Here is a 13,936-nt window from a genome sequence, read left to right as displayed (position 1 = left end):
GGTGCGATTCCTCTGCTGGACGTCAGACCGCGAGCTGGTGCTCCTGCAGGCCGGGGCTACTGACGCGGTAAATGCCGATTTCCCCTAACAGATTAGGCCAAAGCCGGCCGCCCCACCCATTGCGGTGCAAGTGGTCGACGGCCAGGCGGTCCAGGACCTTGGCGCGGCGCTCATGGCACAGCTGTTCGAAGTCGGCAAAGGTGCAGAAGTGGATGTTCGGGGTGTTGTACCAGGTGTACGGCATGAAGTCCGAAACCGGCATGCGGCCTTTGGTCGCCAGGTACCAGCGGCAACGCCAGTGGCCGAAGTTGGGGAAGGTGATGATGCACTGGCGGCCCACACGCAGCATCTCGTCGAGGATGCGGTCGGGGTACTCCACGGCCTGCAGGGCCTGGGTCATGATCACTACGTCAAAGCTGTTGCTGGCGAAGTTGCCAAGGCCCTTGTCCAGGTCCTGCTCGATGACGTTGACGCCTTTGGCTACACAGGCGGCGATGTTGTCGGGGTCGATCTCCAGGCCGTAGCCGGTGACCTGCTTGCGATCACGCAGCGAAGCCAGCAGCTCGCCACTGCCGCAGCCCAGGTCGAGTACCCGGCTGCCGGCGGGAATCCAGTCGTGGATGATTTCCAGGTCGGCTCTCATGCTGTCCTCAGATGGCGATGCGGTTCATGTAGTTCGCGAAACCCTGCATGTAGCGAGGCGTGGGGATCAGGAAGGCATCGTGCCCATAAGGAGAGTCGATCTCCAGATAACAGACGTTCTTGCGTGCCGCCATCAGGGCATCGACGATCTCGCGCGAGCGGGCCGGCGAGAAACGCCAGTCGGTGGTGAACGACATGATGCAGTAGTCGGCTGTGACGTGGGCCAGGGTCGCGGCCAGGTCGCCGCCATTGGCCGCCGCCGGGTCGAAGTAATCCAGCGCCTTGGTCATCAGCAGGTAGGTGTTGGCGTCGAAGCGGCCAGAGAACTCTTCGCCCTGATAGCGCAGGTAGCTCTCGACCTGGAATTCGACGCTGTGGAAGTCGTAATTGAGCTTGTCGCTCTTGAGCTCCCGGCCAAACTTTTCCCCCATCGAGTCGTCGGACAGGTAGGTGATATGCCCGACCATACGCGCCAGCATCAGGCCACGCTTGGGGATCACGCCCTGGTCCTGGAACGAGCCGCCGTGGAATTCGGGGTCGGTGAGGATGGCCTGGCGCGCCACTTCGTTGAAGGCAATGTTCTGGGCCGACAACTTTGGTGCCGAGGCGATATCGACGCAGTGGCGCACGCGGTCGGGGTAGGTCATGGTCCACTGCAGGGCCTGCATGCCGCCGAGGCTGCCGCCGACAATGGCCGCCCACTGCCGGATGCCCAAGCGATCGGCAAGGCGTGCCTGGCTGTGTACCCAGTCTTCAACGGTCAGTACCGGGAAATCGGCGCCATACGGCTTGCCGGTGGCGGGGTTGACGCTGCTGGGGCCGGTGCTGCCGTTGCAGCCACCGAGGTTGTTCAGGCTGACCACGAAGAAACGGTTGGTGTCGATCGGCTTGCCAGGGCCGATGCAGCTGTCCCACCAGCCGGGCTTGCGGTCGGTGGTGGCGTGGTAGCCGGCCGCGTGGTGATGGCCAGAGAGGGCATGGCAGATCAGCACAGCATTGCTTGCGCTGGCGTTCAGGGTGCCATAGGTCTCGTAGACCAGCTCGTAGCTGGCCAGAGAACGGCCACAGGCCAGGGCCAGCGGTTCATCGAACCGGGCTGTTTGCGGTGTAACCAGACCGACGGAATCTTCGGGAAGGACAGTGGACATCGACCCTGCTCACGCTTGACGGAGGCGTAAGTCTAAAGAGCGCTACCCCCAGCGGCAAGCAAAGGCTTGCCGCCGGGAACAACAGGGCTCAGATCATCCGCCACAGTTCCTGTGGCATGCCGGCATAGGCTGCCAGCGGCGGCATGACAAACGATTGCAGCACCTGGATCGCGATGAAGGCGAAGATCGGCGAAATGTCCATGCCGCCCAGGCTGGGCACGATACGGCGGAACGGCGCCAGCACGGGTTCGCTGATCTGGTAGGCCAGCTCGGCCGCAGGATTGTGGCTGTTCGGCGCGACCCAGGACACGATCACCATGACGATCATCGCGACCCAGAAAATCTTCAGGAACAGCGAGGTGATGCCGATGATCGCCCACATCAGCAGGTGCAGCACATCACCGAAGGTGCCGTAGGTCACCATCAGCACAAAGCCCATCAGCAGAGCCTGGATCACCACCGCCAGCAGCAGCGACGAGGTATCGAGGCCGCCGACGCTTGGGATGATGCGACGGATCGGTTTGAGCAGCGGTTGCGTGGCGCGCACCGCGAACTGGCACAGCGGGTTGTAGAAGTTGGCTTTTACCAGCTGCAGCACGAAGCGCAGCAGGACGATCACCAGATACAGGCTGACCAGGGTTTGCACCACGAAGATCGCGGCGCCCGACAATGCATTCATCTAAGACTCCTTATTTGCCCAATTGCTCGGCCAGCTCGGCAGAACGCTGCGCCGCGGCTGCCAGTGCCTGCTCGACGATGGCTTCGAAACCGTTGCTCTGGAACGACTTGATTGCGGCCTCTGTGGTGCCGGCTGGCGAAGTGACCCGGCGACGCAGCTCGGCGGCGTCAACGTCACTGGCCACCGCCATGTGCGCGGCACCCAGTGCGGTCTGCAGGGTCAGCTGGGTAGCGGTTTCGCGTGGCAGGCCAAGCTTCTCGCCGGCGGCAGTCATGGCTTCGATCAGCAGGAAGAAATAGGCCGGACCGCTGCCCGAGACAGCTGTAACGGCATCGAGCTGGTGTTCATGCTCCAGCCACAAGGCGGTGCCGACGGCCGATAGCAGCTGCTCGGCCTGCTGGTGCTGTGTGCTGGTCACTTCGGCGGTGGCATACAGCCCGCTTACGCCTTGGCGCAGCAGGGCCGGCGTGTTGGGCATGCAGCGCACTACCGGGCGGGTGCCGAGCCAGGCCTGCAGGCTGGCGCAGGTGATGCCGGCGGCAATCGAAACGATCAGCTGGCCATCCTGCAGGTTCGGCTGCAGGGCCTCGCAGACGGTTTTCATCACCTGCGGTTTGACTGCCAGGACGATCACGTCAGCCCCGACGATGGCCTGTGCGTTGTCTTCGAATACCTCGATACCGTGCTCGGCCTGGACCCGGGTGCGGGTTTCGGCGCCTGGATCGCTGGCGCGGATCTGCGTGGCGTCCAGGCCCTGGGCGCGCAGGCCGCCGATCAGGCTGGCAGCCATGTTGCCGGCGCCGATGAAGGCAATACGTGTCTTGCTCATGTCAGGTCCTTGAGGGAAAGAGTGAGTAAAGCATGGAATCAGGCGGGGCCGTAGCTGCGGGCGCCGAACAGGGCGGTGCCGATACGCACCCAGGTCGCACCCTGCGCGATCGCAGCTTCCAGGTCGTGGCTCATGCCCATGGACAGGGTGTCCAGGCCAAGATTCAGGCCCTCCTGCAGCTGGCGCAGGCTAGCGAAGGCGGCTTCTTGCTCGGCGCGGTCCTCGCTGGGTTCGGGGATCGCCATCAGCCCGCGCAGGCGCAGGTTGGGCAGTGCGGCCACGGCATTGGCCAGTGCCGGCAGGTCCTCGGGGGCGCACCCCGATTTGCTGTCCTCGCCGCTGACATTCACCTGCAGGCAGATGTTCAGAGGCGGCAGGCCTGGGGGGCGTTGTTCAGACAGGCGTTGGGCGATCTTCAGGCGGTCCACGGAGTGTACCCAGTCGAAATGTTCGGCAATTGCTTTGGTCTTGTTCGACTGAATGGGGCCGATGAAGTGCCAGATCAAGGGCAAGTCCCGCAGGTCCTCCTGCTTGGCCAGGGCTTCCTGCAGGTAGTTTTCACCGACATCGCATACACCTGCGGCATGCAGCTCGCGGATGGCACTGGCCGGTTTGGTCTTGCTGACGGCCAGCAACTGAAGGCTGGCCGGGTCGCGTCCAGCGGCCTTGGCTGCGCTATCGATACGGGCGGCAAGGGCGCAAAGGTTGTCTGCTATGGTGGACATGGATCGATGCCGTTGGCTCAGGAGTCAGCGGCATTCTACCTGCTTGATGGCTGTTGGGGAGTCTCATGGACGTGACTGACCTGTTGGCCCGGGCTGGCGATGCAGGGGCGAGTGACCTGCACCTGGCCGCGGGCGAGATACCGATGCTGCGCGTGGATGGTGAGCTGCGGCGCATGGCGCTACCGAACTTGACGCCAGCGGCGTTGACCGATGCCCTGGCGCCGCTGCTCGATGAGTGCCGGCGCCAGCAGTGGGCGCAAGGTGATGAGCAGGACCTGGCACTGGAGCTGCCCTCGCTCGGGCGCTTTCGCCTGAACCTGTTCCGCCAGTTGAATGGCCCGGCGGCCACCTTTCGCTTGATCCCAAAGCGGATTGCGACGCTCGACGAGCTTGACCTGGAAGATGTGTTTCGGTCTGTTGCACAGTGGACTGACGGCCTGATTCTGCTCGGCGGGCCTACCGGCAGTGGAAAATCCAGCACCTTGGCGACGCTGATCGATCAGCTGAACCGGCAGCGGTCCTTGCACATCATCACCCTCGAGGACCCTGTCGAAGTTATCCACAACAGCCAGCGAAGCCTGATCAATCAGCGAGAAATCGGTCGGCATTGCCGCGACTTTTCCCAAGGGCTGCGCAGCGCGCTGCGTCAGGATCCGGATGTGATCGTCATAGGCGAATTGCGCGACCTGGAGACGATTCGCCTGGCGTTGCGCGCTGCGGAGACCGGGCACCTGGTGCTGGCAACGGTGCATACGCGCTCGGCTGCTGGCAGTGTCGACCGGCTGGTGGAGGTGTTTGCCGCCGAGGAGAAACCGCTGGTGCGAGCGATGTTGGCGGAGTCGCTGCGTATGGTTGTGGCGCAGGTGCTGGTCAAGTGTGTGCGGGGTGGGCGGGTGGCTGCCCGGGAGGTGCTGGTGGGAACGCCTGCGGTGCGCAACCTGATCCGCGAGGGGCGCATGGCGCAATTGAATTCGGTGATGCAGACGGGTGCTGCGCAGGGCATGCGGACGATGGAGGGGGCGTTGCAGCGATTGAAGACCGAAGGGTTGATCGGGGCCGTGTAGCAGTGGCCCCAGCAATCCATCGGTTGCCTGGCCAGGTCAGCGCTTGGCCAGGGCCAGCTGCTGCGGCGCCTTCGGCAACACCCGCTTGGCCACGACATAGTGCTTCTGCCAGTAAGGCTTGCTCAGGTTGTCGATGCTCACCCGCTTGCCGCGGCGCGGTGCATGGATGAAGCGATCGTTGCCCAGGTAGATGGCTACGTGGTTGACGCGGCGGCTCTTGATGTTGAAGAAGATCAGGTCGCCAGGCTTGAGATCGCTTTTGGCCACCTTCACGCCGTGGCCCTTTGCCATGGCATTGGAGGTGCGCGGCAAGTCGACATCAGCCACGTCATTGAAGGCGTACTTGACCAGCCCGCTGCAGTCGAAGCCTTTTTTAGGGCTGCTGCCGCCCCAAACATAAGGGGTGCCGAGCACATTCACGGCGCGGCTGAGCACGTCGCTGCTCTGTTTCGGCGACATGGCAGCCACTGGCACCTGGCCGGCGTTGTTGGCGCGTGCACGCAAGGCGGTGTGCTTGCTGGGCACGTGTTTCACCGTGGCATTGGTGGTATAGCCGGTGAAACCGTTGGGAAGACGTTGCTCACGGTTGGTGGCGTGGGCGGCCAGGGGCAATAATAGGCAGAGGGTCAGCCATGTCTTGAACAAAGGCGGCATAGATGAAGCTCTTGTGAAGTTTTGGTGTTGGTTTTGGTATTGGCGCGCAACTTTATAACAGCTTTTTGATCAATTTCTGATCCGTTTGTCGATTGTCATGCTGCCGTACGTCGGCCTGCGACGCAAAAGTCACATTTTTTTTTAGAAAATTTTCGGCTAACCCATGGGGGCTATGAATGAACAGTTATGAACAAGGGGCGCCGTTTCACGACACCCATAGCAAGGTCATCGGCTATCTGTTGTGGATTTTCGGCTTCACGGGCTCGCATCGTTTCTACTACGGCAAGCCGATCACCGGAACAATCTGGTTCTTCACCCTGGGCCTGCTTGGCATAGGCTGGCTGATCGACCTGTTCCTGATCCCGTCGATGGACCGCGAGGCTGACTTGCGTTTTCAGTCTGGGCGCATCGACTACAACATTGCCTGGGTACTGCTGACCTTCCTCGGCATCTTTGGCGTGCATCGCCTGTACCAGGGCAAGTGGATCACCGCGATCATCTACTTCTTCACCGGTGGCCTGTTCCTGGTGGGTGTGCTGTATGACTTCTGGACGCTGAACAGCCAGGTTTCCCAAGCCAACGCCGAACGCCGTTGAGCACAAAAAAAGGCCTTGTCACGCTGAGCGACAAGGCCTTTTTCGTTACTGGCGGGTCTGGCGCTGCTGCAGTAGCAGGTTACTGAACCCCGCTCCGGCCAGCTGCTTCTGCGCACCGGTCAACTGCTCACGGTTGCTGTATGGGCCGACCAGCACGCGGTACCAGGTTTCATCCTTGACCGTGCCCGACTCCACCTTCACCGTCTGGCCCAACAGGATGATCTGCGCCCGCACCTTGTCGGCGTCGGCCTGTTTGCGGAACGAGCCGGCCTGAAGGAAGTACTGCGTGGTGGCCGCAGGTTTGATCACTGGCGGAGCCGGGGGTGGCGTTTGGCCCAACAGTGCAGCCTGGGCGCGCGCGGTATCGATTTTCGCCGCTTCGGCAGGTGTGACCGGGGTGACCGGCTGGGCTGGGACAGGCGGCGTCTTCTCAGGCACGGCTTCTGGCGGCACGATCACTTCCGACTCGGGCAGCAGGGTGTAGAAGTCATACTTGGGCTTTACCGGCTGCTGCGTAGCGGCCGCGGTTGATTTGCCCGCCTCGGCAACTTTCTCGGGCTTCTGCTGCTCGGGCTTGGCGCGCTTGATATCGCCACCGCCAGGCTCGAGCTTCATCAGGAAGACGATGAAGGCGCCGACCGTCAGGCCGACCGCCAGCCATATCCAGCCGGGGATCGGCTGTTTGGCCGGTGCCTGGGTGCGGCTTGCACCGCGCTTGGGAGCTGGTTTTTTCTTGGCAGCCAACTTACATGCGCTCCAGGGTTTCCAGGCCGAGCAGTTCCAGACCTTGCTTGAGGGTGCGACCCGTCAGGGCTGCCAGGCGCAGGCGGCTCTGCTGTTGCTCGGGGGTTTCGGCGGCGAGGATCGGGCAATTCTCGTAGAAGCTGGAGAACAGGCCGGCCAGGTCGTACAGGTAGGTGCACAACACATGCGGGGTGCCCTTGTCCGCGACGTTGTTGAGGATCTCGCCGAATTGCGCCAGGCGTGCAGCCAGGTCCTGCTCGTGTGCAGCCTGCAGGACGATGTGGCCTTCCACCTCGTCGAAGCCCTTGCCCAGCTTGCGGAACACGCCGGCCACGCGGGTGTAGGCGTACAGCAGGTAGGGCGCGGTGTTGCCTTCGAAGTTGAGCATCAGCTCAAAGTTGAAGCTGTAGTCGCTGGTGCGGTGCTTGGACAGGTCTGCGTATTTCACCGCGCCGATACCGACCACTTCACCGATGTGGCGCAATTCGTCCTCGGCCAGGCTCGGGTTTTTCTCCTTGACCAGTGCGTAGGCACGTTCCTTGGCCTCGGTGAGCAGGTCGATCAGCTTCACGGTGCCGCCGTCACGGGTCTTGAACGGGCGTCCATCGGCGCCGTTCATGGTGCCGAAGCCCATGTGTTCCATTTGCATCGGGTGGCCGACGAAACCGGCGCGGCGCGCCACTTCGAACACCTGGTTGAAGTGCAGTGCCTGGCGCTGGTCGACGAAGTACAGCGCGCGGTCGGCCTTGAGCACATTGCTGCGGTAGCGCACGGCAGCCAGGTCGGTGGTGGCGTACAGGTAGCCGCCGTCGGCCTTCTGCACGATCACGGGCAGCGGCTCGCCTTCGCTGTTCTTGAACTCTTCGAGGAACACGCACTGGGCGCCTTGGTCCTCGACCAGCAGGCCTTTGGCCTTGAGGTCGGCAACCACGTTGGCGAGGTCGGCGTTATAGGCGCTTTCGCCCATCACGTCGGCCATGGTCAGTTTGACGTTGAGCAGCTCGTAGGTTTTCTGGCAGTGCGACAGCGAAATGTCCTTGAAGCGCGTCCACAGCGCCATGCACTCAGGGTCGCCGGCCTGCAGCTTGACCACCAGGCCGCGGGCGCGGGTGGCGAATTCTTCGGACTCGTCGAAGCGCTTCTTGGCGGCGCGGTAGAAGTTCTCCAGGTCGGACAGCTCGTCGCTGGTGATCGGGTTTTCTTCCAGATAGGCCAGCAGCATGCCGAACTGAGTACCCCAGTCGCCCACGTGGTTCTGGCGGATGACCTGGTCACCCAGGAACTCCAGCACGCGGGCGACGCTGTCACCGATGATGGTGGAGCGCAGGTGGCCGACGTGCATCTCTTTGGCCAGGTTCGGTGCCGACATGTCGATCACCACCTTCTGCGCAGGGCCAGCCTTGCGCGCACCCAGGTGCGCATCGGCAAGGGCGGCGTCCAGGCGGTTGGCCAGGGCGTCGGTGTTCTGGAAGAAGTTCAGAAAGCCTGGGCCTGCGATCTCGACCTTGCTGATGTCGGCACTGGCCGGCAGGGCTGCAATCAGCTTTTCGGCGAGGTCGCGCGGCTTCATGCCAGCCGGCTTGGCCAGCATCATTGCGATGTTGCTGGCGAAGTCGCCGTGGGTCTTGTCCCGGGCGTTTTCCACCTGGATCGCCGGCGACAGCCCTTCAGGCAGCACACCGTCGGTGACGAGTTGGGTGAGGGCTTGCTGGATCAGCTGGCGAATGGTGTCTTTCATGGGGATCTCTTTTCGACCGCTAGCGCGGTGGAGCGCCTGGGTGCGCAGGTGGAAAAACTGGGCATTATCCGTTGCTGGGGCCGGGTTGCCAACCTTTGAGCTGCAAGCTTCAAGCTGCAAGAACAAACGCCATCGCCCGGCCTGCTCTTGCTCTTGCTCTTGCTCTTGCTTGTAGCTTGCAGCTTACAGCTCAATATAGGTCGACCGGGTCGACATCCAGCGACCAGCGTACTTGCCGCCCGCCTGGAAGCTGCTCCAACACTAGCAACCAGGCACTGATCAGTCGATGCAGCGGTGCCCGGGTTTCGGCCTGTATCAGCAATTGCGCACGGAAGCGCCCGGCCTTGCGCTCCATCGGAGCAGGCACCGGGCCCAACAGTTCAATGCCGGGCAAGCGCTGCTCGGCCACCAGGCGCTGCGCGGCGCTGCAGGCTTCGTCGAGAAAACCTTCGGCCTGCCCTGGCTTGTGCGCTTCGGCGCGCAGCAGGGCAAGGTGGGAATACGGTGGCAGGCCAGCGGCGCGGCGCTCGTCCAGCGCCTGTTCGGCAAAGGCGAAGTAGCCTTGCTCGGTCAACTGCACCAGCAGCGGGTGGTCGGCCAGGTGCGTCTGGATGACCACTTTGCCGGGTTCCTCGGCACGCCCCGCGCGCCCGGCGACCTGCACGATGAGCTGGGCCATGCGCTCGGTGGCGCGGAAGTCGCCGGAGAACAACCCGCCATCAGCATCGAGAATCGCGACCAAGGTCACCCGCGGAAAGTGATGCCCCTTGGCCAGCATCTGCGTCCCGACCAGGATGCTCGGCTGGCCGCGCTGAATGGTGCTGAACAAATTGTGCATCGCGTCCTTGCGCGCCGTGCTGTCGCGGTCGACTCGCAGGATCGGGTAATCGGGGAACAGTACCTTCAGACGTTCCTCGGCGCGCTCGGTGCCTGCACCTACCGGGCGCAAGTCGACATGGTCGCACTTGGGGCACTGGTGCGGGAGGCGTTCGTCGTACCCGCAATGGTGGCAGCGCAGTACGCCGGCGCGCTGATGCACGGTCATGCGGGCATCGCAGCGCGGGCATTCGCTGAGCCAGCCGCAGTCGTGGCATAGCAGCGTCGGGGCGAAACCGCGGCGGTTGAGGAAAACCAGCACCTGCTGGCCTGCTTCCAGTGTCTGGCGGATGGCCTGTTGCAGCGGGCCGCTGATGCCGCTGTCCAGCGGCAGGCTTTTCACATCCAGGCGTAACATGCGTGGCGGGCGGGCACCTCCTGCGCGCTGGTTCATGCGCAGCAGGCGGTAGCGGCCGGTCAGGGCATTGTGCAGGGTTTCCAGCGAAGGGGTGGCCGAGCCGAGCAGGATCGGGATGTTCTCCTGGTGAGCGCGCACCATCGCCAGGTCGCGGGCGTGGTAGCGCAGGCCTTCCTGCTGCTTATAAGAGCCGTCATGTTCTTCGTCGATGATGATCAGGCCCGGGTTCTTCATGGGAGTGAACAGCGCCGAGCGCGTGCCGATGATGATATCCGCCTCGCCATCTCGCGCCGCCAGCCAGGCGTCGAGGCGTTCGCGGTCATTGACGGCCGAATGCACCAAGGCGATGCGTGCGTTGAAACGCTGTTCGAAACGCGCCAGGGTTTGCGGGCCGAGGTTGATTTCCGGGATCAGCACCAGCGCCTGCTTGCCGGCTTCCAGGGTTTCGCGGATCAGTTGCAGGTAGACCTCGGTCTTGCCGCTGCCGGTAACGCCGGCCAGGAGGAACGCATTGAAGCTGCCAAAGCCATCGCGCACGGCCTCGAAGGCCACTCGCTGTTCTTCGTTGAGCGGCAGTTCCGGCTGGGCCAGCCAGTGCTCATGGCGTTGATCCGGCAGGTGGCGGCGTACTTCGAGCTGAACCAAGTCCTTGGCCAGTAACAGGTCAAGGCTGTCCTTGTTAAGGTTGAGCTTGCTCAGCAGGCTGTGCGCAACGCCGTGCGGGTGTTGCGCCAGCGTTCTGAGGGCGTCCCGCTGGCGCGGTGCGCGGGCGATGCGCGGGTCTTCAAGGCGGGCACCTGGGGCCACGTGCCAGAAGCGCTCCTGGCGCATCTCGGCCGGCTCGCCCTGGCGCAGCAAGGTGGGCAAGGCCCAGCTCAGGGTGTCGCCGAGGCTGTGCTGGTAGTACTGGGCCGTCCACAGGCACAGCTTGAACAGCGGCGCCGGCACCGGTGAAACCGGGTCGAGCAGGGCGCTGGCCGGTTTGAGCTTGTCGGCAGGGACCTCGCTGTGGTCGCAGACCTCCACCAGCACGCCGATCATCTCGCGGCGGCCGAACGGCACCCGGATGCGCATTCCCGGGGTGAGTGCCTGGCGCGCCATGCTCGCCGGCGCCCTGTAGTCGAACAGGCGACGCAGGGGGGAGGGCAGGGCAAGGCGCAGGATGACGTCGGACACGCGTAAGGTCTCGCAGGGCGTTTCGAAGACTGGCGAGCCTATCAGACGACAGTCGGTGCAAGCGACAACTTGCGTCGACGCGGCGCTCTGGTATTATTCCCCGCCTAATTACGTGCGGTATTCAACAATTGGTGTTGGGTGGCGGCACGCAGCTCGAGGAAGTGACCATGAAAGCTGATATTCATCCGAACTACGAAGCAGTTGCTGTGACCTGCAGCTGCGGCAACAAATTCGAAACCCGTTCGACCCTGGGCAGCACCCTGGCGATCGACGTTTGCAACCTGTGCCACCCGTTCTACACCGGTAAGCAGAAAGTGCTGGACACCGGTGGTCGCGTTCAGCGCTTCGCCGATCGCTTCGGTATGTTCGGTACCAAGAAGTAATCATGCGCATGGCGAATCCTTCGGGCTTCGCGTTGTTGCTGAAAAAGGCGCCCCTTGTGGGCGCCTTTTTTGTGGGCGCGCTCTGGCAAGTGCCGGCCCTGGCGTTTTGCCCATTGCCGGACAGGCCGCAGATCGTGGCGGTGCGTCAGGTGGTCGATGGCGATACCCTGCGCCTTACCGATGGTCGCAGCGTGCGCATGATTGGCATCAACGCCCCGGAGATAGGGCGCAAGGGGCGCACCAGCGAACCTTTTGCCGAGGCCGCCAAGCGGCGTTTGCAAGCCTTGGTCAAAGCCAGCGACGGCCGTGTCGGCTTGGTGCTCGGCGTCGAGCCCAAGGACAAGTACGGCCGCACGCTGGCACACGTTTACGCCCGCAGTGGCGACAATCTTGAAGCCCGATTGCTTGGCGAAGGGCTTGGCTATCGCGTCGCGGTTGCGCCCAATGTGCGTTTGGTGGCGTGCCAGCGAGTGGCCGAGCAATCGGCGCGCAAGGCAGGCGCTGGCCTTTGGCGCCCTTCACCGGTACTTCGCGCCAGCCAGGTTCGCCAGTCGGGCTTCGCGGTGATCGGCGGCAGCATCCGGAATATTGCACGCAATCGCGGTGGAGTCTGGCTGGAACTTGAAACTGACGTGGTGCTGCAGGTTCCCGCTCGTCTGCAACGCAACTTCCCCGTCGGCTTCTTCGATAACCTCAAAGGACGCCAGGTCGAGGCGCGGGGTTGGGTGCTGGATCGTTCCCGCAAGGGTGGGCTCAAGCCGGGGCAGCGACGCTGGGTGTTGCCAATCACCGATCCGAGCATGCTGGAACGCATTTCAAGCTGAAAAGATGTAGACATTTCGCTATTGGATTGTACACACTGTTGTTCGAATGCCCCCGTGTGTTATAGCGTAAAGTCGTAGGCTAAAGGCCTTGACACAAGTGACCGACCAGTCTTGTGGCTCCCCGGCTCTTTGCGTATCCTCGGCGGTCCGTCAGAACAGTAAATAGCGGAATGCCCACCATGTCAGACCTGAAAACCGCCGCTCTCGAATACCACGCTCAACCTCGTCCGGGGAAACTGAGCGTCGAGCTCTCCAAGCCCACCGCCACCGCCCGCGATCTCGCCCTGGCCTACAGCCCAGGTGTTGCAGAACCGGTGCGTGAAATCGGCCGTGATCCTGAGCTGGCCTACAAATACACTGGCAAGGGCAACCTTGTTGCAGTTATTTCCGATGGCACCGCCATCCTCGGTCTGGGTGACCTTGGCCCACTGGCTTCCAAGCCGGTCATGGAAGGCAAGGGCGTTCTGTTCAAGCGTTTCGCCGGTATCGACGTGTTCGATATCGAAGTCGAGTCGGAAAGCCCGCAAGCTTTCATCGACACCGTTCGCCGCATCTCGATCACCTTCGGTGGCATCAACCTCGAAGACATCAAGGCACCCGAGTGCTTCGAAATCGAGCGCACCCTGATCGAGCAGTGCGATATTCCGGTGTTCCACGATGACCAGCACGGCACCGCTATCGTTACCGCTGCCGGCATGATCAACGCCCTGGAAATCGCGGGCAAGAAGCTCGAAGACGCCAAGATCGTCTGCCTGGGTGCCGGCGCTGCCGCCATCTCTTGCATGAAGCTGCTGGTCAGCATGGGCGCCAAGGTCGAAAACATCTTCATGATCGACCGTAGCGGCGTGATCCACGCTGGCCGTGACGACCTGAACCAGTACAAGGCCCAGTTCGCTCACGCTACCGACAAGCGCACCCTGGCTGATGCCCTGGACGGTGCCGATGTGTTCGTTGGCCTGTCCGGCCCGAACCTGCTGAGCGCGGAAGGCCTGAAATCGATGGCTGCCAACCCGATCGTGTTCGCCTGCTCGAACCCGGACCCGGAGATCTCGCCAGAGCTGGCTCATGCCACCCGCAACGACGTGATCATGGCTACCGGTCGTTCCGACTACCCGAACCAGGTCAACAACGTGCTGGGCTTCCCGTTCATCTTCCGTGGTGCCCTGGACGTTCGCGCCAAGCGTATCAACGAAGAAATGAAGATCGCCGCCGCTATCGCCCTGAAGGACCTGGCCAAGCTGCCGGTGCCTAAGGAAGTTTGCGAAGCCTATGGCGTTGAAGGCCTGGAATTCGGCCGTGAGTACATCATTCCGAAGCCGCTGGACGCACGCCTGATCACCGTCGTTTCCGATGCCGTAGCCAAGGCTGCCATCGAATCCGGCGTGGCTACCCTGCCATATCCGAAGCACTACCCGCTCAACAGCGTTGACGAAGTATTCAACGGCTGAAGCAGGGTGCAAAAAAAAACCGGCTCATATGAGCCGGTTTTTTTTTGGGTTC

General features: G+C 62.7%; 14 protein-coding genes. 5 read left to right on the top strand and 9 right to left on the bottom strand.

Annotated features, from left to right (window positions below):
• Nucleotides 1-22: 22 nt before the first annotated feature.
• From metW to ACEWE8_RS07075, 5 genes are all read right to left on the bottom strand, one after another.
• Entirely contained in the window at nt 23-643 is a 621-nt protein-coding gene (gene metW / locus ACEWE8_RS07095) for a methionine biosynthesis protein MetW (RefSeq protein WP_012312310.1), read from the bottom strand.
• A gap of 7 nt (nt 644-650) precedes the next feature.
• Nucleotides 651-1,790 (bottom strand): homoserine O-acetyltransferase, encoded by a 1,140-nt coding sequence (locus tag ACEWE8_RS07090; RefSeq protein ID WP_046787039.1) that lies wholly within the window; start codon nt 1,788-1,790, stop codon nt 651-653.
• An 88-nt stretch (nt 1,791-1,878) separates the two neighbouring features.
• Nucleotides 1,879-2,469, bottom strand: coding sequence for a YggT family protein (locus tag ACEWE8_RS07085; protein ID WP_046787040.1), 591 nt, complete (start codon nt 2,467-2,469; stop codon nt 1,879-1,881).
• Between the two features lie 10 nt (nt 2,470-2,479).
• Nucleotides 2,480-3,298 carry a pyrroline-5-carboxylate reductase gene (proC, locus tag ACEWE8_RS07080; protein WP_046787041.1) on the bottom strand — a complete coding sequence of 273 codons (819 nt, stop codon included), beginning with the start codon at nt 3,296-3,298 and terminating at the stop codon, nt 2,480-2,482.
• Nucleotides 3,299-3,336: 38 nt separating this feature from the next.
• Nucleotides 3,337-4,023: a YggS family pyridoxal phosphate-dependent enzyme gene (locus ACEWE8_RS07075; RefSeq protein WP_046787042.1), complete on the bottom strand. Its 687-nt coding sequence runs from the start codon at nt 4,021-4,023 to the stop codon at nt 3,337-3,339.
• Nucleotides 4,024-4,088: 65 nt separating this feature from the next.
• Here ACEWE8_RS07075 and ACEWE8_RS07070 point away from each other — a divergent pair, with 65 nt between their 5' ends.
• Nucleotides 4,089-5,087, top strand: a complete 999-nt coding sequence (locus ACEWE8_RS07070; RefSeq protein WP_046787043.1) for a type IV pilus twitching motility protein PilT — start codon at nt 4,089-4,091, stop codon at nt 5,085-5,087.
• 36 nt (nt 5,088-5,123) lie between these two features.
• Here the strand turns inward: ACEWE8_RS07070 and ACEWE8_RS07065 are convergent, their stop codons facing one another.
• Nucleotides 5,124-5,741 (bottom strand): C40 family peptidase, encoded by a 618-nt coding sequence (locus tag ACEWE8_RS07065; protein ID WP_046787044.1) that lies wholly within the window; start codon nt 5,739-5,741, stop codon nt 5,124-5,126.
• Nucleotides 5,742-5,917: 176 nt separating this feature from the next.
• Between ACEWE8_RS07065 and ACEWE8_RS07060 the strand changes: the two genes are divergently transcribed.
• Nucleotides 5,918-6,337 (top strand): TM2 domain-containing protein, encoded by a 420-nt coding sequence (locus ACEWE8_RS07060; RefSeq protein ID WP_039602507.1) that lies wholly within the window; start codon nt 5,918-5,920, stop codon nt 6,335-6,337.
• A 45-nt stretch (nt 6,338-6,382) separates the two neighbouring features.
• Here ACEWE8_RS07060 and ACEWE8_RS07055 read toward each other — a convergent pair whose 3' ends face one another.
• From ACEWE8_RS07055 to ACEWE8_RS07045, 3 genes are all read right to left on the bottom strand, one after another.
• Nucleotides 6,383-7,081: an SPOR domain-containing protein gene (locus tag ACEWE8_RS07055; RefSeq protein WP_046787045.1), complete on the bottom strand. Its 699-nt coding sequence runs from the start codon at nt 7,079-7,081 to the stop codon at nt 6,383-6,385.
• A 1-nt stretch (nt 7,082) separates the two neighbouring features.
• The gene (gene argS / locus ACEWE8_RS07050) at nt 7,083-8,819 is read right to left on the bottom strand and encodes an arginine--tRNA ligase (RefSeq protein WP_046787046.1); all 1,737 of its coding nucleotides are present in this window, start codon (nt 8,817-8,819) and stop codon (nt 7,083-7,085) included.
• 190 nt (nt 8,820-9,009) lie between these two features.
• On the bottom strand, nt 9,010-11,229 hold the full coding sequence (locus tag ACEWE8_RS07045) for a primosomal protein N' (RefSeq protein WP_046787047.1): 2,220 nt from the start codon (nt 11,227-11,229) through the stop codon (nt 9,010-9,012).
• A 167-nt stretch (nt 11,230-11,396) separates the two neighbouring features.
• On the opposite strand from ACEWE8_RS07045, the gene rpmE reads away from it, so the two are divergent.
• The 3 genes from rpmE (at nt 11,397) to ACEWE8_RS07030 (ending at nt 13,884) form a co-directional block, all read left to right on the top strand.
• The gene (gene rpmE / locus ACEWE8_RS07040; RefSeq protein ID WP_012312321.1) at nt 11,397-11,612 is read left to right on the top strand and encodes a 50S ribosomal protein L31; all 216 of its coding nucleotides are present in this window, start codon (nt 11,397-11,399) and stop codon (nt 11,610-11,612) included.
• 2 nt (nt 11,613-11,614) lie between these two features.
• Nucleotides 11,615-12,436 (top strand): thermonuclease family protein, encoded by an 822-nt coding sequence (locus ACEWE8_RS07035; RefSeq protein WP_046787048.1) that lies wholly within the window; start codon nt 11,615-11,617, stop codon nt 12,434-12,436.
• A 179-nt stretch (nt 12,437-12,615) separates the two neighbouring features.
• Nucleotides 12,616-13,884 (top strand): malic enzyme-like NAD(P)-binding protein, encoded by a 1,269-nt coding sequence (locus ACEWE8_RS07030; RefSeq protein WP_039603148.1) that lies wholly within the window; start codon nt 12,616-12,618, stop codon nt 13,882-13,884.
• Nucleotides 13,885-13,936 lie beyond the last annotated feature (52 nt).

Origin of the sequence: Pseudomonas sp. TR47 (genome assembly GCF_044143025.1) — a bacterium.
In the GTDB taxonomy this organism is placed as follows: domain Bacteria; phylum Pseudomonadota; class Gammaproteobacteria; order Pseudomonadales; family Pseudomonadaceae; genus Aquipseudomonas; species Aquipseudomonas putida_E.
Note: the sequence above shows the minus strand (reverse complement) of the source record. Positions and strands in the feature narration are given on the sequence as shown.

What these genes read in the sequence shown, in the direction of transcription:
- metW (WP_012312310.1), bottom strand. Translation starts at nt 643, where the DNA reads ATGAGAGCCGACCTGGAAATCATCCACGACTGGATTCCCGCCGGCAGC.
- ACEWE8_RS07090 (WP_046787039.1), bottom strand. Translation starts at nt 1,790, where the DNA reads ATGTCCACTGTCCTTCCCGAAGATTCCGTCGGTCTGGTTACACCGCAA.
- ACEWE8_RS07085 (WP_046787040.1), bottom strand. Translation starts at nt 2,469, where the DNA reads ATGAATGCATTGTCGGGCGCCGCGATCTTCGTGGTGCAAACCCTGGTC.
- proC (WP_046787041.1), bottom strand. Translation starts at nt 3,298, where the DNA reads ATGAGCAAGACACGTATTGCCTTCATCGGCGCCGGCAACATGGCTGCC.
- ACEWE8_RS07075 (WP_046787042.1), bottom strand. Translation starts at nt 4,023, where the DNA reads ATGTCCACCATAGCAGACAACCTTTGCGCCCTTGCCGCCCGTATCGAT.
- ACEWE8_RS07070 (WP_046787043.1), top strand. Translation starts at nt 4,089, where the DNA reads ATGGACGTGACTGACCTGTTGGCCCGGGCTGGCGATGCAGGGGCGAGT.
- ACEWE8_RS07065 (WP_046787044.1), bottom strand. Translation starts at nt 5,741, where the DNA reads ATGCCGCCTTTGTTCAAGACATGGCTGACCCTCTGCCTATTATTGCCC.
- ACEWE8_RS07060 (WP_039602507.1), top strand. Translation starts at nt 5,918, where the DNA reads ATGAACAGTTATGAACAAGGGGCGCCGTTTCACGACACCCATAGCAAG.
- argS (WP_046787046.1), bottom strand. Translation starts at nt 8,819, where the DNA reads ATGAAAGACACCATTCGCCAGCTGATCCAGCAAGCCCTCACCCAACTC.
- rpmE (WP_012312321.1), top strand. Translation starts at nt 11,397, where the DNA reads ATGAAAGCTGATATTCATCCGAACTACGAAGCAGTTGCTGTGACCTGC.
- ACEWE8_RS07035 (WP_046787048.1), top strand. Translation starts at nt 11,615, where the DNA reads ATGCGCATGGCGAATCCTTCGGGCTTCGCGTTGTTGCTGAAAAAGGCG.
- ACEWE8_RS07030 (WP_039603148.1), top strand. Translation starts at nt 12,616, where the DNA reads ATGTCAGACCTGAAAACCGCCGCTCTCGAATACCACGCTCAACCTCGT.